We start from the raw sequence: 19121 nt of genomic DNA, 5'->3' as shown, positions 1-19121 counted from the left end.
TCGTCGATCCTGGCGTGCGATCAGGCGATCATCATGCCGCGGATCATGAAGAACAGCATGGCCGCCATGACGGCCGAGGCCGGCACGGTGATCACCCAGGCGGCGGCGATGCGCTTGAGCTGCGAGCGCTTGACCAACTCCTGGCGATAGACCTGCTTGAGGGCCTTGCGCTCCTGCTTGGAGAAGTGGGCCGGGTCCAGATGCGCCTTGGCCTGCGCCTTCAGGTCGGCCAGCATCTGGCCCTTCTCGGCCACCGGCGCGGCGGTGAAGCGCACCATGAAGGCGTCGATGGCGGCCTGGTCGTCTTCCGGGTGATGGGCCTTGATCTCGTCTTCCATGCGCGCGTACTTGTTCTTGATCCACTCGCGCAGGAAGCCGACGCCGAACACGCCGCCCACCGCGATGTGCGTGGAGCTGACCGGCAGGCCGAGCTGGCTGGCGATGATCACCGTGATGGTCGCCGCCATGGCGATACAGTAGGCGCGCATCTGGTCGAGCTCGGTGATCTCCGAGCCGACAGTGCGGATCACCTTCGGCCCGTACAGCGCCAGGCCCAGGGAGATGCCGATGGCGCCGACCATCATCACCCACACCGGGATCGAGGCCTTGGCGTGGATCTGGCCGGAGGTGCTGGTCAGCACGTCGACGATCGCCGCCAGCGGGCCGACCGCGTTGGCCACGTCGTTCGAACCATGGGCGAAGGACAAGAGCGCCGCAGCGAAGATCAGCGGCACGGTGAACAGCCGCTTGATGCCCTCCTTGTCGTTGGTGCTCCGGTCCGCCTGGCGGGCGATGACCGGGCGCAGGACGAGATACATCACCGCCGCGGCGATGGCGCCATAGACGAGCGCCTCGGTAAAGCTCAGCTTGATGACGGCCTTGAGCCCCTTGAGCAGCAGGTAGGAGGTGGTGGCCCAGATCATCGCCGCGATCAGCACCGGCACCCAGCGCTTGGCCGCGGCGCGCATGTCGGTGTGGTAGGTGATGCGGTGCTTGATGAAGTACAGGAAGCCGGCGGCCACCACGCCGCCCAGCAGCGGCGAGATCACCCAGCTGGCGACGATGCTGCCGACCGTGTTCCAGTTGGCCACGCCGAAGCCGCTGGCGGCGATGCCCGCGCCGAGCACCGCACCGACGATGGAGTGGGTGGTCGACACCGGTGCGCCGACCGCGGTGGCGATGTTCAGCCACAAGGCGCCGGCCAGCAGCGCGGCCAGCATCAGCCACACGAAGGCCTCCCCGCTGGGCAGCTGCTTGGCGTCGATGATGCCGTTGCGGATGGTGCCGACCACCTCGCCGCCGGCGATCAGCGCGCCGCCCGCTTCGAACACGGCCGCGATGACCAGCGCCAGGCCCAGGCTCATGGCCTTGGAGCCGACTGCCGGGCCGACGTTGTTGGCCACGTCGTTGGCGCCGATGTTCATCGCCATGTAGCCGCCGATGACGGCGGCGGCGACCAGCATCACGTTGACCTCGCTGCCCACGCCGCGGGTCGAGGCGAAGAGGATGACGCCGACGATGAACAGCAGCCCCATGCCGAGCCGGAACATTTCGCCACTGCCGCGCTGGGTCGCGCGCTCGAGTTCGCTGATGTGTTGGAGTTCCACCGAGGATCCGCCTGCTTGCAAAAAACACGAATTGTTTCAGATTTGTGAGAGGTCACAAAGGCGGAATCCTCTTTTTTTGTCGAGACCCGATCGGTGGTGGCGGCCAAGGCAGGCACGCACGGTGCTGATCTGCGACAAGGCCGCCCCGAAGCGAAAACCGGTACCCTGTCGCATCCGCCTCAGGCTGCGGGCGTTTGCGCCGCGGCCCCGCTCGAACAAGGAATCCGTTGTCATGGCACTTGAAATGGCCTTTCCGATCGTTCTGATCCTCACGCTTTTCATTGCCGCCTTCATCGTGCTGACCCGCCACCAGGCGCACATGCGGGCGCAGCGCAATCTGCCCGACCGTGCCACCTACCTGGCCTCGGCCGGCGCGGATGGCGCCTGCCCCAAGTGCGGCGCCACCGAGACCGCCGAACATGGGCTGCACGGTGGCGAGGACGCGGTGCGCATCGTCACCTGCGCCAAATGCCAGGCGCTGCTCTATCAATACAAGCGCGACCAGGCGGCCGACTGACCCTGTGCGGCCCCGTGGCCCTGTGATTCAATAGCTCCCATGAACGTGCTCTGGCTCCAGTCCGGCGGTTGCGGCGGCTGCACCATGTCGCTGCTGTGCGCCGACACCCCCAATCTGATGGCCACGCTCGCCGACGGAGGCATCGACCTGCTGTGGCATCCGAGCCTGTCGGAGGCCAGCGGCGCCGAGGCGGTCGCGCTGCTCGAGGCCTGCGAGCGCGGCAGCCGGCCGCTCGACGTGCTGTGCGTCGAAGGCGCCTTGCTGCGCGGGCCCAAGGGCAGCGGACGTTTCCACCTGTTGGCCGGCACCGGTCGGCCGATGATCGACTGGGTGCGTGCGCTCGCCACGCGCGCCACGCATACCGTGGCGGTGGGCACCTGTGCGGCCTACGGCGGGGTGACGGCCGCCGGCTTCAACCCGACCGACGCCTGCGGCCTGCAATACGAGGGCGACGACATGGGCGGCCTGCTGGGCGCCGACTACCGCAGCGGCAGCGGTCTGCCGGTGATCAACGTTGCCGGCTGCCCGACGCATCCGGACTGGGTGATCGAGACGCTGCTGGCGCTGGCCATGGACGAGGTCACGGCCGACAGCCTGGACGCGCTCGGTCGGCCCCGCTTCTATGCCGACCACCTGGTGCACCACGGCTGTTCGCGCAACGAGTTCTACGAATTCAAGGCCAGCGCCGAGAAACCCTCCGACCTCGGCTGCATGATGGAGCACATGGGCTGCAAGGGCACCCAGGCGCATGCCGACTGCAACCTGCGGCCGTGGAACGGGCAGGGCTCGTGCACCAATGGCGGCTATGCCTGCATCAGCTGTACCGAGCCGGGCTTCGAGGAGCCCGGCCATCCCTTCGCCCAGACGCCCAAGGTCGGCGGCATTCCCATCGGCCTGCCGACCGACATGCCCAAGGCCTGGTTCGTGGCGCTGGCGGCGCTGTCCAAGTCGGCCACGCCACGCCGCGTGCGCGCCAATGCCACGGCCGACCATGCCGTGGTGACACCGGCGATCCGCAAGACGGGGCGCCAATGAGCCGCCAGGTATTGGGCCCGTTCAACCGGGTCGAGGGCGATCTGGAAGTCACGCTTGAGGCGGCCGACGGCCGGGTGTCCGCGGCCTGGGTCAATTCGCCGCTGTACCGCGGCTTCGAGCAGATCCTGCCGGGCAAGGCGCCGATGGACGCGCTGGTGCTGGTGCCGCGCATCTGCGGCATCTGCTCGGTGTCGCAGTCGGCCGCCGCGGCCGCCGCGCTGGCCGATCTGGCCGGCGTGAGAGCGCCGCCCAACGGCGCACGCGCCACCAACCTGATGCTGGCGGCCGAGAATCTGGCCGACCACTTCACCCATTTCTACCTCTTCTTCATGCCCGATTTCGCCCGCGACGCCTATGCCGGCACGCCGGGTTTCGACGCCGTGCGCACCCGCTTCAAGGCGGTCGAAGGGTCGGCCGCCGCCGAGGCGCTGCCGGCCCGGGCGCGCTTCCTGCAGCTGATGGGCATGCTGGCCGGCAAATGGCCGCATACCCTGAGCCTGCAGCCGGGCGGCTCGGCGCGCGCCATCCTGCCGGCAGAGCGGGTGCGCCTGCTGAGCCTGCTGCGCGAGTTCCGCGGCTGGCTGGAGCGGCATCTGTTCGGCGATGCGCTGGAGGCGGTGACCGCGCTCGATTCGGTCGACGCGCTGTGGGCGTGGTTTGAGGCGGGCGGCCCGGCGCGCGGCGATCTGGCGCGTTTTCTCGACCTCTCGCGGCGCCTCGGGCTCGAGACGCTGGGCCGTTGTCCCGAGCGCTACCTGAGCTTCGGCAATTATCCGGTCGACGGGGCGCGCCGTTTCGCCCCCGGCGTGTGGGATGCCGCCGTCGGCAACGTGCATCCGCTCGACGCGCGCGACATCGTCGAGGACCTGTCCCATGCCTGGCTGGCCGGCTCGGCGGTGGCGCATCATCCGCTGGTGGGCGAGACCCACCCCGATGCCGACAAGCCCGATGCCTATTCCTGGTGCAAGGCACCGCGCTGGTGCGACAAAGTGGTGCAGTGCGGGGCGCTGGCGCGGCAGGTGGTCGATGGCCACCCGCTGGCGCGCAGCCTGGTGGCACAGGGCGGTGGCAACGTGATGAGCCGTGTCGTCGGCCGCTTGCTGGAGATCGCGCGGGTGGTGCCGATGATGGAAGCCTGGGTGCGCGAGCTGGTGCCGGGCGAGCCTTTCTGCGTCGAGGCAAGGCTGCCGGACAGCGGCGTCGGCGTCGGCCGGGTCGAGGCGGCGCGCGGTGCGCTCGGCCACTGGCTGGTGGTGCGTGGCGGGCGCATCCAGAATTACCAGATCATCGCGCCCACCACCTGGAACTTCTCGCCGCGCGATGCGGCCGGCACGCCCGGTGCGCTGGAGCAGGCGCTGGTCGGCCTGCCGGTGAGCGAGGGCGCGGACATGCCGCTGGCGGTGCAGCATGTGGTGCGCTCCTTCGATCCGTGCATGGTGTGCACGGTGCATTGAGGCGGACGAGGCGCGGGCCATGAGCAGATCCGGCGACAAACCCCATCCCGTGGGCCAGACCGGCCACCCCGGCGAGCTGGTCGGTGTGGGCGAGGATGTGTGGATGGATGTCATCCACAAGATGGACGAGGTGTATTCCGACCTGTTGCAGTACGAGGTGGCGCTGGAGGAGAAGAACGCCAAGCTCGAGGAGTCGCAGCAGTTCATCCTCTCGGTGCTCACCGCGATGTCCGACATCCTGGTGGTGTGCGGGCGCGACGGCGCCATCGAGGATGTGAATCCCGCGCTGGAAGTGATCACCGGCAAGAGCGCCGAGGCGCTGCGCGGCACGGCGATCTACGAGTTGTTCGAGGACGCAGACGCGCGCGACAAGGCGCGCCAGCTGCTCACCGTGTTCGGCGAGCGCGAAGTGCACGACTGCGAGCTGTCGCTGCGCGCCCATGACGGCTCGGCGGTGCCGGTGTCCTTCAACTGCACACCGCGCTTCAATGCGGTCGGCAAGTCGATGGGCATGGTCGTCACCGGCCGGCCGGTGGGCGAGTTGCGCAAGGCCTACCAGGCGCTGCGTCAGGCGCATGACGACCTCAAGCGAACCCAGCAGCAGCTGCTGCATTCCGAAAAAATGGCCTCGCTCGGCCGGCTGGTGGCCGGCGTGGCGCACGAGCTGAACAACCCGATCAGCTTCATCCTCGGCAACGTGCATGCGCTGCGCCGCTACGCCGACCGGCTGGAGACCTACCTCGCCGCGGTGCATGCCGGCGATTCGCCCGCGCAGTTGGCCGACCAGCGCGAACGCCTGCGCATCGACCGCATCCTCGACGATCTCGATCCGCTGATCGACGGCACCATCGAGGGCGCCGAACGCACCCGGCAGATCGTCGACGGGCTCAAGCGTTTCTCGGCCATCGACCGCGACGAGCAGCAGCAATTCGATCTGGCCGAGGTGATCGAGCGCGCGGTGCGCTGGGTGTGCCAGGCCGCGCGCAAGGACTTCCAGGTGCGGCTCGACATCCCGGCGCCGCTGCCGATGATCGGCTCGGCCGGCCAGATGCAGCAGGTGATGATGAACCTGGTGCAGAACGCCTGGGACGCCACCAGCGGGCGCGAGGCCCCGACGCTGCAGGTGTCGGCCGAGATCGATGCCTCTGCCGTACCGGCACGGGTGCGACTGCATTTCGCGGACAACGGCCCGGGCATCGACCCGGAGCATCTGGCCCATGTCTTCGATCCGTTCTTCACCACCAAACCGGTCGGGCAGGGTACCGGTTTGGGGTTGGCCATCAGCTACGGTATCGTCGAGCATCACGGCGGTCAGCTGTCGGTGGCCAATGCCGCCCAGGGCGGGGCGGTGTTTTCGGTGTGCCTGCCGCTGGCGTCGGTCGCTTGAGTGGGTGGGATGGTTAGCCGCTATGCAGCCCGCGCCGTTCGCTGGGAGCGCGCTTGCCAGCCCGCAGACGCGGCGCGACCGGTTTCCCTGATGTATCAAGCCCAGGATTTCTGGCACGTATCTTGTTTCAGTTTCTCGACGTCCAATCATTCATCAGTTGCTCTCTGGAGGTGTGTCATGGCGATTTCGCGTGTTCTTCTCGCTCTCGTGCTGGCCGGCGGGGCCGGCTCGGCCCTGGCGCACGGGGGGCATTCCGGCGCGCACTTCGGCGCTGGCCTGGCGCACCCGTTCAGTGGTCTTGACCATGTGCTGGCCATGCTGGCGGTCGGCATCTATGCCCTGCGCCAGGGCGGGGCGGGGCGCTGGCTGCTGCCGGCCGGTTTTGTGGCGGCCATGCTCGCGGGGGCCGCGCTCGGCGCCCTGGGGGCCGAGGTGCCGGCGGTGGAAGCCGGCATCGCCAGCTCGGTGCTGGTGCTCGGCCTGCTGATCGCGGCAGCGGTGCGCCTGCCGCTGGCCGCCGCGTTGCCGCTGGTGAGTGTGTTCGCCGTCTTCCACGGCTATGCGCACTTCGCCGAGATGGGCGGTGCCGGCCTGATGAGCTACGCGCTCGGTTTCGTCACGGCGACCGCCATGCTGCATGCGATGGGTTTCGCATTGGCGCGCTGGATGCCCGAGACGCCGCTGGCCCAGGGCATCAAGCGGGTGCTGGGCGGCGCCATGGCGGCCACCGGGCTGGTGCTGCTCGGTAGCTGAGGACTCGCTGCCGGCGATGACGGGGCGCATGGCGCCCCGTTTGCTTTTCTTGGTCACCCTGCCGCCATTCGGGTTATTCCCGACAAAATTTGTCGGGAATGTGGCGAGTTGCTAAACTCGGGGCCACTGTTTTCTGCCGAGCTTGCGATGGTCAACCGCCTTGCCCAAGAAACATCCCCCTACCTGCGCCAGCATGCCGACAACCCGGTGCACTGGCAGCCCTGGGACGACACGGCGCTGGCCGAGGCGCGCGGCGCCGACAAGCCGATCCTGCTGTCGATCGGCTACTCGGCCTGTCACTGGTGTCATGTGATGGCCCACGAGTCCTTCGAGGACGCGGCCACCGCCGAGGTGATGAACCGGCTGTTCGTCAATATCAAGGTCGACCGCGAAGAGCGCCCCGACCTGGACCAGATCTACCAGAGCGCGCACCAGATGCTGTCCGGCCAGTCCGGCGGCTGGCCGCTGACGGTGTTCCTGACACCCGACGGCGTGCCCTTCTACACCGGCACCTATTTCCCGAAAGCGCCGCGCCATGGCCTGCCCGGTTTCGTCGATGTGCTCGAACGGGTGGCCGCCGGCTGGCAGACCCAGCGCGAGGCCATCGTCCAGCAGAACCGGCAGCTGCGTGCTGCGTTGGCCGAAACCGCGCGGGTCGGGAATGTCGAGGCTGCCCAGTTCAGCGAAAAGCCGATCCGCGATGCCTGCGACGCCATGGAGGCGGCTTTCGACATGGACTACGGTGGCTTCGGCAAGGCGCCCAAGTTTCCCCATCCGTCGGACCTCGCCTTGCTCATGCACCGTTATCGCTGCGGCGGCAACGCCAGCGCCGGCGCGATGGTGCGGCTCACGCTACAGCGCATGGCCGAAGGCGGCCTCTACGATCAGCTCGGCGGCGGCTTCTGCCGCTACAGCGTCGATGAGCGCTGGGAGATCCCGCATTTCGAGAAGATGCTCTACGACAACGGTCCGCTGCTGGCGCTGTATGCCGAGGCGGCAGTGTGCTGGGATGAGCCGCGCTTCCGCCAGGTGGCCGAGGACACCGCCGCCTGGGTGTTGCGCGAGATGCGCGCGCCCGAAGGGGCCTTCTGGTCGGCGCTGGACGCCGATTCCGAAGGCGAGGAGGGCCGTTTCTATGTGTGGTCACGCGATGAGGTGAAGGCTGCCGTGGCGCCGGCCGACCGGGCTTTTGCGCTGGCGGTGTTCGGCATGGAAGGCATGCCCAACTTCGAGGGCCATGCCTGGCACCTGACGCTGCGCAAGCCGCTGGACGAGATCGCCGGCGAAGTCGGCATGGACCCGGCCGAGGCGCCGGCCTGCCTGGCGCGGGTGCGCGCCGCCTTGCTGGCGGTGCGTGACCAGCGTGTGCGCCCCGGCCTGGACGACAAGATCCTCACCGCCTGGAACGGCCTGATGATCCACGGCCTGGCGCGTGCCGGCCGCCTGCTCGAACGGCCCGACTGGATTGGTGCCGCGCAGACAGCGATGGACGTCATCCGTACCCGCTTGTGGGATGGCGAGCGCCTGTGGGCCAGCTGGAGCGGCGGCCAGGGGCGGCTCAACGGTTATCTGGACGACTACGCCTTCGTGCTGGCGGCGCTGGTGGAGTTGCTGCAGGCCGAGTGGCGCAGCGAAGATGCGGCCTTTGCGCAGGCGCTGGCCGATGCGCTGATCGCGCGCTTCGGCGACACGACCGAGGGCGGCTTCTATTTCACCAGCCATGACCACGAGGCCCTGGTGCACCGCCCGCGTGTGGGTCATGACGGCGCCACGCCTTCGGGCAACGGCGTGGCGGCGCGCACGCTGCAGCAACTCGGTCACCTGCTCGGTGAGCCGCGCTATCTGGCGGCGGCCACCGGCTGCCTGAGCGCCTTCTATGGCGGCATGCGCCAGTCCGCGATGGGCTATGGCAGCCTGCAGGTGGCGCTGGCCGAGTGGCTCGCGCCGCCGCGCCTGGTGGTGCTGCGCGGGCCACAGGCCGACTGCGATGCTTGGGCCCGGCAGGCCGCGGCGCTGGCCGATCCGGCCACGCTGGTGGTGTCGCTGGGCACGCGCGGCGAGTTGCCGGCGCCGCTGGCCAAACCGGTCGAAAATCATGTCAACGCCTGGGTCTGCTCGGGCGTTGAGTGTCTGTCGCCGATAGACGATTGGAAGCGTCTAGCAAGCGAATTGGGCGGGTAGGCAAAGCCAGAGCCTTGGTTTAGTATCCGCCGGTGTTGGTTCTTCTTAACGATAAGGAAATCCCGATGAAAGCACTCGTTGCTGCTACCGTCGCCCTTGGCCTGCTGAGCGCAGCGCCGGCGTTTGCCTCGGCTGAACTGGCCAAGTCCAAGAACTGTCTGGCCTGTCATACGGTGGACAAGAAGCTGGTCGGCCCGGCCTACAAGGATGTGGCCGCCAAGTACGCCGGCCAGGCGGACGCTTCTGCCAAGCTCGCCGAGAAGATCATGAAGGGCGGCAAGGGCAACTGGGGTCAGGTGCCGATGCCCCCCAACCCGCAAGTCACGCCGGAGCAGGCCAAGCAACTGGCCGACTGGGTGCTGAGCCAGAAGTAATCGGCGCCGTCGATTGAAGAAACCAGCCTGCGGGCTGGTTTTTTTGTGCTTGCGCGGCCGCCTCAGAGCGGCAGGGGGGCGGGCGCTTCGAGCCAGCGCTCGATCTCGGCGGCCTCGACGGCCTTGGAGAACAGGTAGCCCTGCATGATGTCGCAGCCCATGTCGTGCAGGCGACGCGCCTGCGCCTGGCGCTCGACCCCTTCGGCCACCAGGTGCAGGCCGAAGCCGCGGGCGATGCCGGTGATGGCCGAGATGATCGGCTGGGTGCCTTCGCCGTTGAGGTTGTTGACGAAGCTGCGATCGATCTTGAGGCTGCTGATCGGGAATTTCTGCAGGTAGGCCAGCGCCGAGTAGCCGGTGCCGAAGTCGTCGATGGCGATGCCGACGCCGCATTCGCGCAGCCGGCGAATCCGCGCGATGACCTCCTCGGTGTCGCGCATCATGACCCGCTCGGTGATCTCGACTTCGAAGCGGTCGCGGCTCAGGCCGTAGCGCGCCACGCAATCGGTGATCTGGTCGGTGGTGTCGTCGCGGTCGAAATCGTGCGGCGAGAGATTGATCGACATGCGCAGTGCGGTGTGGCCGAGCGCATGCCAGTGCGCCAGCTGGCGGGTAGCGGTTTCCACCACCCAGCGGCTGATGTCGCGGATCAGGCCGACTTCTTCGGCCACCTGGATGAAAGCGGTCGGGCCGATCAGGCCGTGGACCGGATGCTGCCAGCGCATCAGGGCCTCGACGCCCACCAGCTTGCCGGAGCTCATGCTGATCTGCGGCTGATAGCTCAGGGTGAACTCGCCGCGCACCAGGGCGCTGCGCAGGTCGTTCTCGAGCGCGACGCGTTCGCGGTAGTGGTCGTTCAGGTCCGGATCGTAGAAGCGGAAGCCGTTCTTGCCCTCGCGCTTGATCTGGTACATGGCGATGTCGGCATGCTGGGTGAGCTGCTCGGCGACATCGCCGTCGCGCGGGAAGACCGCGATGCCGATGCTGACGGTGACATGGAAGGCGCCGTGTTCGAGCTGGAACGGGACCTCCAGCGCCGCGTGGATCTTCTGGGCGATGGTTTCGGCGTCTTCCGGGTGGGCGATGTCGGGCAGCAGCACGATGAACTCGTCGCCGCCGAGGCGGGCGAGGGTGTCGCCCTTGCGCAGGGTTTCCTTGAGGCGGGCGGCGAGCACGCGCAGCAGGCGGTCGCCCTCGCTGTGGCCATAGGTGTCGTTCACCCGCTTGAAGCGGTCGACATCGATGAACATTACCGCCAGCAGGCCGCCGCGCCGCTGTGCCTGGGCGATGGCCAGCTCCAGCCTGTCCTTGAACAGGATGCGGTTGGGCAGGTGCGTGAGCTGGTCGTGATAGGCCTGGAAGGTGATGATCTCTTCGGCGCGCTTGCGCTCGGAGATGTCGCGCGCCACACCGTAGATGCCGGCCGGGGCATCGATGGCGTCGGCCGCGCGCGCCTGGATCGGCACCGTGTTGAGGCTGACCGCCACGGTCGCGCTGCCCGGCTCGCCGGTTTTCGGGTCGCAGCGGCGCAGGCGCAGTTCGAGCACCTGGTGCAGGCGCTTGCCGCGGGCCGCTTCGCGCAGCATGACGTCGACGCGGATGGCGTCGTCGTCGGGCAACAGGCGGGTGAAGGGCTTGCCGATCAGCTGCTCGCGCGCATAGCCGAGCATGGCCTCGACCCGCGGATTCACATAGTTGAACACCCCGCTCGGGGTGAGCGTGAAGATGAAGTCCGGCGAGCTTTCGACCAGGTAGCGATGCAGGCGCTCGGAGCTTTGCAGGCGCTGACTCATGACGCCGTTGGCCTGCTCCAGCAAGGCCTTGTGCAGCACGTTCTGCACCGCGCGCTGCAGTTGCGCCACATGGTAGGGCTTGCGCACGTAGTCGTCGGCCCCGCGGCGCAGCGCGCCGATGGCCGCATCGATGGCATCCTCGCCGCTGATCACCACCACGGCCTCCTGCCGGCCGGCATTGGCCAGCCAGTCGAGCAGGTCGAGGCCGGTGCCGTCGGGCAGGCGGTAGTCGAGCAGGATCAGGTCGTAGCGGGTGTTCTCGAGGCGGGCGATGGCCTCGGTGATGGTGCCGCATTCGTCGAAGCGGCGGCCCGGCTGGGCGAGGACATGGGGCAGGGTGTGGCGCAGGGGGGCATCGTCGTCGACCAGCAGGATGCAGGTCTCGCGCGCCTGCGTGGGGGCACGTTCGGACTCGGTATGACTAAAGAAAGGCGCTTCACCGGGTATGACCATGATCTCCCCGTCGTCGGCCAGCGACAGTGTGACCCGCAGGATGATGCACGATTCAAGTGTCGCAGGCTAGTGGGATGAAGATCTGAAAGCTGGTTCCGGCTTCTCTTTGGCTACGACATAGGACGTAGGCGCCAAATTGCCGGAGCAGCTCGTGGGTGATGCTCAGTCCCAGGCCCTGGTGATCGTGGCCCTTGTCGCTCGGCTGCGCCGAAAACAGGCGGCCCAGGCGCGCGTCGGGCAGGCCGGGGCCGTTGTCGACCAGGCGCAGCTCCAGGCTCGGTACGCCGTCGGCGATCAGCACGCCGGGCGAGCTGATGCTCAAGCGCCCGCCGGCCGGCAGCGCTTCGGCGGCGTTGCGCATGAGGTTGAGCAGCACCTGCTTGAGCGCGCCGGCTGGCATTGCCACCGCGGGCAGGCCGCGCGGGATGCGGATGTCGAGTTCGCGCTGCGCGCCGGTGAACAGCGCATGGCCATAGACTTGTTGCAACTGGCGGACGACGTTGCCGACATCGGCGCTGGTGCCGGTGTCTTCGGGCAGTTCGGGGTCGGCCATGCGGCGCAACAGGGCGCCGATGCGGTCGATCTCCTTGTTGACCTGGGCCAGCTCCCCGACCAGGCCGGCATCGGCGGCCTCGCGCTGGCTGATGATGCCCAGATAGCTCTTGATCACGGTCAGCGGGCTGTTGACCTCGTGGGTGATGCGTCGCGCCTTGGCCAGATGCTCGGCACGGGCGGTGGCCAGTCGCTGCGTTTCGGCCGCCTGGCGCTGGTCGAGGCCTACCAGATGCGTGGCTGCGCAGGCGACGAGGGCGATCATCAGGCTCTGCTCGTCGGGCGCGATGTCGAGGCTCTCGTCGATGCCCAGCACACCGACGCCTTTTTCGCCGCCGGCCTGCCACGGCAGACACAGGATGCCGGCGCTGTCGAGCCAGCGGGCGAGCTGCCAGTCGCGCGTGCTGCGCCCCGGCGTGGCGTGTCCGGGGAAATGACTGGTGGCGGTCTGCGTGCGCATGGCCAGGGCGATGACGCTGGTGTCGTCGCCGATGCGCAGGTCGAGTTCGGCCAGTGCGGTGGCAAATTGGGCGTCATGCGCCGGCACCAGGGCGCGCAGGGCGTCGGCGTCGGCGCGCAGCATCAGTGGCGGGCGCTTGCCGAACAGCAGCCGGAAGGCATCCTGCAGCTGGCGCAGCGCGGTGTCGGCCGAGGCGGTGCTGAAGGCGGCCTGGATCAGCCCGTCGATGGCCACCCGGCGCCAGTGCTGCGGCAGCCGCGGATAGTCGCTCGCACCGGCGGCGACCGCCGGTGCGCTAGCGGTCGGCTGACCGATGCCGAGCGTCTGCAGCCCCTGGTGGGACAGGTAGTCCACGTCGGTCTGCAGGCTGATCAAGGCCTCCTGCGGCAGGCCGCTGATGCGCTGCGCTTCGTCCAGGCGAGGGGTGTCGCCGCCCAGGCACTGGGCGGTGCGCAGGAGGGCGGCAAGCGGATGAGCGCCGAGCACCTGCTCTTCGAGCGCGCCGGCCAGGGCCAGCGCGTCGACCACCATCCGCGGCAGTCGGCAATGCTGGGCCAGGGTGGCGCCGAGGGTGACATGGTCGGTGTCGAAGCGTTGGCGTTCGCGGGCGCGCAGCGCCTCGGCCGTGTCGCTCTGGGCGCATAACTGGGCGTAGTCGGGGCTCGAGGCATGCAGGCTCATCTGCCCGAGCGTCGACCACAGGCCGGCGAGGAAGGCTTCTTCGGGGCGCGGATAGCGTTTTTCGATGGCCAGATGCAGGGCCGACTCGGCAGTCACCAGCGCGCGGTGATGCAGCGTCTTCATCGCCTCGCTCATGCCTTGCCGTGCGCCGGCATGCAGCAGCCAGGCGCGCAGCAGCGGTGTGCCGGTGCGACGCAGGCGGTCGGCCAGCAGCGATGGCAGCGGCCGGGTGTCGGCGGCCTCGAGCGGTTGCAGCCAGAGCAGGGCGAAGCACAGCGCGGCGTCGCGGCTGGCGTGTTCGGCGATGGCGTCCCACGGGGTGTCCGGCGCTTCCATCAGGCGCAGCACGGCCTCGGCCGCCGCGGGGTGCGGGGCGGGGCGCTGCATGCGGAAGGGCAGGACCGGCAAGACCATGGCGCGGCGACGGCTCGGGAAAAAACAGACGGGATTCTAAGGGCACCGGCCGTCGGCGCTCGTGACGGGTGTCGCGGGGGACGATTGGATGCGTGGCGCCGCCACCGCGCCGCGCTTCAGGCCTGGAGGCTGTCGGCGAACTGCAGGCCGGCGAGCAGTGCCCGGTTGACGGCTTCGTTGTCGAGCGTCAGCTCGCCGACCAGCGCTTGCAGGCGGGTCGGGTCGAAGCGCTCGCAGGCGCGCGCCAGGTTGAGGAAGGGGGCGTAGGCGCCTTCGTTGTTGATCAGCGCGTCGGTGATCGGCTCGGGCAGGCTCATCTCGCCCAGCAGATCGGCCAGCGAGGTGCCGAGCAGCGACGGCAACAGCGAGAAGGCGCCGGTGATGAACAGGTTGTCGTGGTCGGCCTTGTCGAAGAAGGGCGCGGCGACGCGCTCCATCAGCCGGCCACGGGCGATGGAGGCCTGCATCAGGGCGGGGGCGGCGGGGTCGCGGCTGGCGGTGACCAGCAGCAGCGACAGCCACTTGTTGAGGTTGTTGTAGCCGAGGATGGTGACCGCGTGGCGGAAGGACTGGATCTCGCACATCAGGCCGAAACCGGCCGAGTTGATGTAGCGCAGCAGCTTGTAGGACAGCGCCACGTCCTGCTTGAGCACCGCTTCGATGTCCTTGACGTCGGCGTTGTGGCGCACCAGGTTGAGCAGGCGCACGAGCTGTGCATGCGAGGGCGACAGCTGCTTGGCCGGCGCGTTGCCTTGCAGGAAGAACCAGCCGGCGGCACCGTCGAAGCCGCGATGGATGGCGTCGTCGAAGGCCGGCGTGTCTTTCAGGCCCCAGGCCAGACTCAGGCCCGGGCAGTGGAGCGGGCTGGCTTCCTTGCGCTGGTCCATGATCACGAAGCGCCAGTCGGCCTCCGCCGGCAGCACGGTGTCGGCGGTGTACCACGACAGGCAGGTGCTGACGCCGGCCGCCTTGAGTTGCGGCAGCAGCTCCTGCGTTTTGGGATGCGCCAGCGTGGGGGCGGGAATTTCCACCATCAGGTTGTCCGGCATCGTCCATTCGAGCAGGTCGACCGTCGGTACCAGCTTGCCCAGCGACAGGAAGACCGAGTGATGGCGCGGCCATTCTTCTTCGAATTGCTTGAGACCTTCGACCGCATCGGCCACCGAGGGGGCATGGGCGATCAGCCGGTTGGCGGTGATCGCACGGTTGCGGTTGACGACGGGTTCGCGGGTCAGCAGCAGGGTTTGGCTCATGGTGTCAGGCTTGCGATTCCAGGGCGTAGGTAAAGGCGTCGGCAAAGAACTGGTCGTCGGGCAGGGCGCAGCGGCGGGTAAAGTCCTGCCGGGCGGCATCGACCATCGCCGGCGCGCCGCAGACATAGACCTGATGGCCGGACAGGTCGGGCAGGTCGGCCATCACCGCTTCATGCACCAGGCCGGTTCGACCGTGCCACGGCTCACTCGGTGAGTTATCGGACACTACCGGCACAAACTTGAACCCGGGCAGCGTCTTTTCCCATGCCGTCGCCATGTCGTAAAGATACAGCCCGGCGCGGTCGCGGGCACCCCAATAGAGGGTCATCGGCCGACTGATGCCCTGGGCGATGGCATGCTCGACCATGCCTTTGATCGGCGCAAAGCCCGTGCCGCCGGCCACCAGCACGATGGGGCGATCGCTGTCCTCGCGCAGGAAGAAGCTGCCCAGCGGGCCCTCGAAACGCAGGATGTCGCGCAGCTTGAGCGTCGAGAACACTTGGCCGGTGAAGAAGCCGTCCGGGATCTGGCGGATGTGGAGTTCGAGGTGATCGGCGCCGCCCGGCGCGTTGGCGATCGAAAAGCTGCGCCGCCTGCCGCCGGGCAGCAGGAAGTCGATGTACTGGCCGGCGCGGAAGGCGAAGGTTTCGGTGGCCGGCAGCTTGACCTTGAGGATCATCACATCCGGCGCGGCGAGGGTCAGCTCCTGCACGCGGCAGGGGAGCTTCTTGACCGGGATGTCGTCGGCGCGGCTGACGGTGCGGCACTCGATGGTCAGATCGCTGCGCGGCGTGGCGCAGCAGAACAGCGCCAGACCGGCGGCCTTTTCTTCGTCGGTCAGGGTCTGCGGGCCGTGCTTGCCGTAGTCCACCGTGCCGTCGAGGATCTTGCCCTTGCAGGCACCGCAGACGCCGTCGCGGCAGCTGTGGGGCAGGAGCAGGCCGGCTTCGGCGGCGGCCTCGAGGAGGGTCTGGTCATCGGTGACGGAGACGACATGATCGCCTGGCAGGATGGTGAGCTGAAAGGACATGAGCAAAATCGGCGTGAGATAATGGGTCGATGAGAACGATTCTGATTGTGGGCTGCGGCGATGTCGCCCGGCGCGCCATTCCATGGCTGGCCGGGCGCTTTCGCGTTATCGCGATGATACGCGATGACAGCCAGCGTGCCGCCCTGAGGCAGCTCGGCGCCCGGGTGCTGGTGGCCGATCTGGATGATCGGCGCACGCTGCGCCGCCTGAGCGGGATCGCCGACGTGGTGCTGCATGCCGCGCCGCCGCCGCGAGGCGGCAGTGTCGATTCGCGCTCGCAGCATCTGGTGGCCGCGCTGGCAGGCGGCGCCACGCTGCCGAGCCGGCTGGTCTATATCAGCACCACCGGCGTGTATGGCGACTGCCAAGGTGCGCAGGTCGACGAGACGCGGCCGGTGTCGCCCGATTCCGACCGCGCCGGCCGCCGTGTCGATGCCGAGCGCCGGCTGCGCGCCTTCGGCCGGCGCTGCGGCGTCTCGGTCGGCATCCTGCGTGCGCCGGGCATCTATGCCGGCGACCGGTTGCCGCGCGCGCGCATCGAACGCGGCGACCCCGTCCTGCGTCCGGAAGACGACGTGCACACCAACCACATCCATGCCGAAGACCTGGCCCGCTGGTGCGCCATCGCGCTGTTTCGCGGCGGCGCCGGCCGGGTGTGGAACGCCTGTGACGACACCCGGCTGAGCATGGGCGCCTACTTCAACGCGGTGGCCGATCATTTTGGCCTGCCGCGCCCGCCCGCGCTGAGCCGCGACGAGATCGCCAAGCGCGTCTCGCCGCTGACGCTGTCCTTCATGCGCGAATCGCGCCGGATCGACAACCGGCGCATCAAGTGTGAGCTGCGTGCGCCGCTCATCTACCCCGACATCCACGCCGGCCTGGCCGCCGTGGCCCCCGCCCTTCAATGAGATCGAACGATGCTTGTCGTCAAATCCCTGCACATCATTTTCGTCGTCAGCTGGTTCGCCGGCCTGTTCTACCTGCCGCGCATCTTCGTCAATCTGGCCATGGTGCCGGCTGACAGCACGGCCGAGCGCGAGCGCCTGCTGCTGATGGCGCGCAAGCTGCTGCGCTTCATGACGCCGCTGGCGGTGCTGGCGGTGGTGTTCGGGCTCTGGTTGTGGGTGGGTTACGGCTTCGGCGGTGGCTGGCTGCATGCCAAGACCGTGCTGGTGCTGGTGCTGATCGGCTACCACGTCTATTGCGCTACCTTGCTCAAGCACTTCGTGGCGGGGCGCAATGCGCGCAGCCATGTCTGGTTCCGGGTGTTCAACGAGATGCCGGTGCTGGTGCTGTTCGTGATCGTCTTCCTCGTCGTCCTCAAGCCCTTCTGAACCGGGAGTTTCCATGGCAGAAAAATTCTTCGCGCCCTGTCCGCGCGGCCTCGAACCCGGCCTGCAGGACGAGCTGACCGCCCTCGGCGCCAGCCAGGTCCGCCAGGTGCCCGGCGGCGTCGCATTCGCCGGCGACTGGGCCCTGGCCTATGCCGTCAACCTGGAAAGCCGGCTGGCCACCCGGGTGTTGTGGCAGGTGGCGCACGGCCGCTACCGCGGCGAGCAGGACATCTACAAACTTGCCTACGGCGTGACCTGGGCCAAATGGTTTGAGCCCTCCCAGACGATGCGTGTCTATGTGACGGCGCGGCGCTCGCCGCTCAAGAGCCTGGAGTTCATCACCCTGCGCATCAAGGATGCGGTGTGCGATCACTTTCGTACCATCAAGGGGGTTCGGCCGAGCATCGACACCGCCAATCCGGACGTGCGCATCCATGCCTTCCTCACCGCGGACGAGGCCATGCTGTATGTCGACACCTCGGGCGAGCCGCTCTACAAGCGCGGCTTCAAGCAGGCCGCGGTCGAAGCGCCGCTCAAGGAAAACCTCGCCGCCGGCATCCTGCGCATGACCGGCTGGCAGCCGGGCGAGGCGCTGCTCGACCCGATGTGCGGCAGCGGCACCTTTTTGATCGAAGCGGCGCAGATCGCGCTCGACATCGCGCCGGGCCTTGGCCGCCGCTTCGGTTTCGAGGCATTGAAGACGTTGGACGAAAGCCTGTGGCGGCGCATGCGCCGGGCCGCCGAGGGCCGCCGCCGGCATGTCGCCAAACTGCCGATCTTCGGCTCCGACAGCGAAGCGGCACAGGTCAAGCGCGCGCGCATCAATCTCGAAGCGGCTGGCCTGGCCGACCAGGTCACGCTCGAGCAGGCCGAACTGACCGAGCGCCTGCCGCCGGCCGAGGAAGGCGTGATGGTCGCCAACCCGCCCTATGGCGTACGCATCGGCGAAACCGCCGAGTTGGCCGAGTTCTACCCCAAGCTCGGCGACGCCCTCAAGGCCCGCTGGGCCGGCTGGCGCTGCTACTTCCTCTCCGCCGATCCGGAACTGCCCAAGCTCATCCATCTCAAGGCCAGCAAGCGCACGCCGCTCTTCAATGGTGCGCTCGAATGCCGGGTGTTCGAGTACAAGGTGATTGCCGGCAGCAACCGGCGGGAGAAGGCATAGCCTGAGCGTTTCGCCGACATGATTCGCGGCCAATGAGCATCGGTGGGCCGGCGCCGATTGGCTATCCCTGATTCCTGATCAATGCCTGACGATGGAGCAAACCGATGGCTGCCGTGCCCGATGAACGTAGCTCTCGACTTCTGGATGACATCCGTTTCGCTGATCCGGCACAGCACCAGCTTGTCGTGGCACTACGGGCGTTGATCCTTGAACTGAGTCCGTCCGTGACCGAGGCGGTGAAGTACGGCGGACTGATGTTTTCGGTGGGCAAGCCGTTTTGCGGACTGTTTGCGTACGCCCGTCACGTGTCGCTGGAATTCAGCGCGGGCGCGTCGCTCGATGACCGATTCAAGATGCTCGAGGGGCAAGGCAAGCTGCGGCGGCACCTCAAACTGACGTCCGCCGATGCGATTGCCCAGAAACATGTTCGCGAGTATCTACGAATGGCCTTCGACGCCGCCGTCGCAGGCCAGGGCTGAGGCCTTGGCCGTGGTCGGGGCACGGTCGGTGGGGTTAGGGCGGGTTTCAACCCGCCAATGATCGCAAACCAATACTGATGGCGGGTTGAAACCCGCCCTACGAAACTGCAGGGCCGCGGGCGGTAGCGAGCGTGGGGGCTAAACACCGCCCGCCCGCAGGGCCGCCCCAAGGGCGGGCGCGGCCCCCTCGGGGGGCAGC

At 68.1% G+C, this 19121-nt stretch carries 16 protein-coding genes; 11 read left to right on the top strand and 5 right to left on the bottom strand.

Annotated features, from left to right (window positions below; all coding sequences use genetic code 11):
• Positions 1-20: 20 nt before the first annotated feature.
• Entirely contained in the window at positions 21-1607 is a 1587-nt protein-coding gene (locus I8J34_RS01170; protein ID WP_214359519.1) for an inorganic phosphate transporter, read from the bottom strand.
• Positions 1608-1839: 232 nt separating this feature from the next.
• Between I8J34_RS01170 and I8J34_RS01165 the strand changes: the two genes are divergently transcribed.
• The 7 genes from I8J34_RS01165 to I8J34_RS01135 all read left to right on the top strand — a co-directional run bounded on the left by I8J34_RS01165 (position 1840) and on the right by I8J34_RS01135 (position 9308).
• The gene (locus I8J34_RS01165; protein ID WP_214359518.1) at positions 1840-2124 is read left to right on the top strand and encodes a hypothetical protein; all 285 of its coding nucleotides are present in this window, start codon (positions 1840-1842) and stop codon (positions 2122-2124) included.
• A gap of 39 nt (positions 2125-2163) precedes the next feature.
• On the top strand, positions 2164-3159 hold the full coding sequence (locus I8J34_RS01160; protein ID WP_214359517.1) for an NADH-quinone oxidoreductase subunit B family protein: 996 nt from the start codon (positions 2164-2166) through the stop codon (positions 3157-3159).
• Positions 3156-4613, top strand: coding sequence for a nickel-dependent hydrogenase large subunit (locus tag I8J34_RS01155; RefSeq protein ID WP_214359516.1), 1458 nt, complete (start codon positions 3156-3158; stop codon positions 4611-4613). The genes I8J34_RS01160 and I8J34_RS01155 overlap by 4 nt, the downstream gene beginning before the upstream one ends.
• Positions 4614-4632: 19 nt before the next feature.
• Positions 4633-6000, top strand: a complete 1368-nt coding sequence (locus I8J34_RS01150; RefSeq protein WP_214359515.1) for a sensor histidine kinase — start codon at positions 4633-4635, stop codon at positions 5998-6000.
• Positions 6001-6177: 177 nt separating this feature from the next.
• Positions 6178-6753: a HupE/UreJ family protein gene (locus tag I8J34_RS01145; protein ID WP_214359514.1), complete on the top strand. Its 576-nt coding sequence runs from the start codon at positions 6178-6180 to the stop codon at positions 6751-6753.
• Between the two features lie 147 nt (positions 6754-6900).
• Positions 6901-8934 (top strand): thioredoxin domain-containing protein, encoded by a 2034-nt coding sequence (locus I8J34_RS01140; RefSeq protein ID WP_214359513.1) that lies wholly within the window; start codon positions 6901-6903, stop codon positions 8932-8934.
• Between the two features lie 65 nt (positions 8935-8999).
• Positions 9000-9308 (top strand): c-type cytochrome, encoded by a 309-nt coding sequence (locus I8J34_RS01135; protein ID WP_214359512.1) that lies wholly within the window; start codon positions 9000-9002, stop codon positions 9306-9308.
• A gap of 62 nt (positions 9309-9370) precedes the next feature.
• Here the strand turns inward: I8J34_RS01135 and I8J34_RS01130 are convergent, their stop codons facing one another.
• The 4 genes from I8J34_RS01130 to I8J34_RS01115 all read right to left on the bottom strand — a co-directional run bounded on the left by I8J34_RS01130 (position 9371) and on the right by I8J34_RS01115 (position 15944).
• Positions 9371-11554, bottom strand: coding sequence for an EAL domain-containing response regulator (locus I8J34_RS01130; protein WP_214359511.1), 2184 nt, complete (start codon positions 11552-11554; stop codon positions 9371-9373).
• 52 nt (positions 11555-11606) lie between these two features.
• Positions 11607-13661 carry an ATP-binding protein gene (locus I8J34_RS01125; RefSeq protein ID WP_214359510.1) on the bottom strand — a complete coding sequence of 685 codons (2055 nt, stop codon included), beginning with the start codon at positions 13659-13661 and terminating at the stop codon, positions 11607-11609.
• Positions 13662-13777: 116 nt separating this feature from the next.
• A complete protein-coding gene (locus I8J34_RS01120) occupies positions 13778-14914 on the bottom strand; it encodes an EAL and HDOD domain-containing protein (RefSeq protein ID WP_214359509.1) in 1137 nt (378 codons plus the stop codon).
• A gap of 4 nt (positions 14915-14918) precedes the next feature.
• A complete protein-coding gene (locus I8J34_RS01115; RefSeq protein ID WP_214359508.1) occupies positions 14919-15944 on the bottom strand; it encodes a CDP-6-deoxy-delta-3,4-glucoseen reductase in 1026 nt (341 codons plus the stop codon).
• Between the two features lie 29 nt (positions 15945-15973).
• On the opposite strand from I8J34_RS01115, the gene I8J34_RS01110 reads away from it, so the two are divergent.
• The 4 genes from I8J34_RS01110 to I8J34_RS01095 all read left to right on the top strand — a co-directional run bounded on the left by I8J34_RS01110 (position 15974) and on the right by I8J34_RS01095 (position 18922).
• On the top strand, positions 15974-16852 hold the full coding sequence (locus I8J34_RS01110; RefSeq protein WP_214359507.1) for an SDR family oxidoreductase: 879 nt from the start codon (positions 15974-15976) through the stop codon (positions 16850-16852).
• Between the two features lie 9 nt (positions 16853-16861).
• Complete coding sequence (locus tag I8J34_RS01105) at positions 16862-17278, top strand: CopD family protein (RefSeq protein WP_214359506.1); 417 nt, start codon at positions 16862-16864, stop codon at positions 17276-17278.
• A 13-nt stretch (positions 17279-17291) separates the two neighbouring features.
• A complete protein-coding gene (locus I8J34_RS01100; protein ID WP_214359505.1) occupies positions 17292-18443 on the top strand; it encodes a THUMP domain-containing class I SAM-dependent RNA methyltransferase in 1152 nt (383 codons plus the stop codon).
• Between the two features lie 104 nt (positions 18444-18547).
• Positions 18548-18922, top strand: coding sequence for a DUF1801 domain-containing protein (locus I8J34_RS01095; protein WP_230411658.1), 375 nt, complete (start codon positions 18548-18550; stop codon positions 18920-18922).
• The last annotated feature ends 199 nt before the right edge of the window (positions 18923-19121 follow it).

It is taken from the genome of Denitromonas iodatirespirans (assembly GCF_018524365.1).
In the GTDB taxonomy this organism is placed as follows: Bacteria; Pseudomonadota; Gammaproteobacteria; order Burkholderiales; family Rhodocyclaceae; genus Nitrogeniibacter; species Nitrogeniibacter iodatirespirans.
The sequence above is the reverse complement of the archived record's forward strand: the minus strand, read 5'-3'. Positions and strand labels throughout refer to the sequence as shown.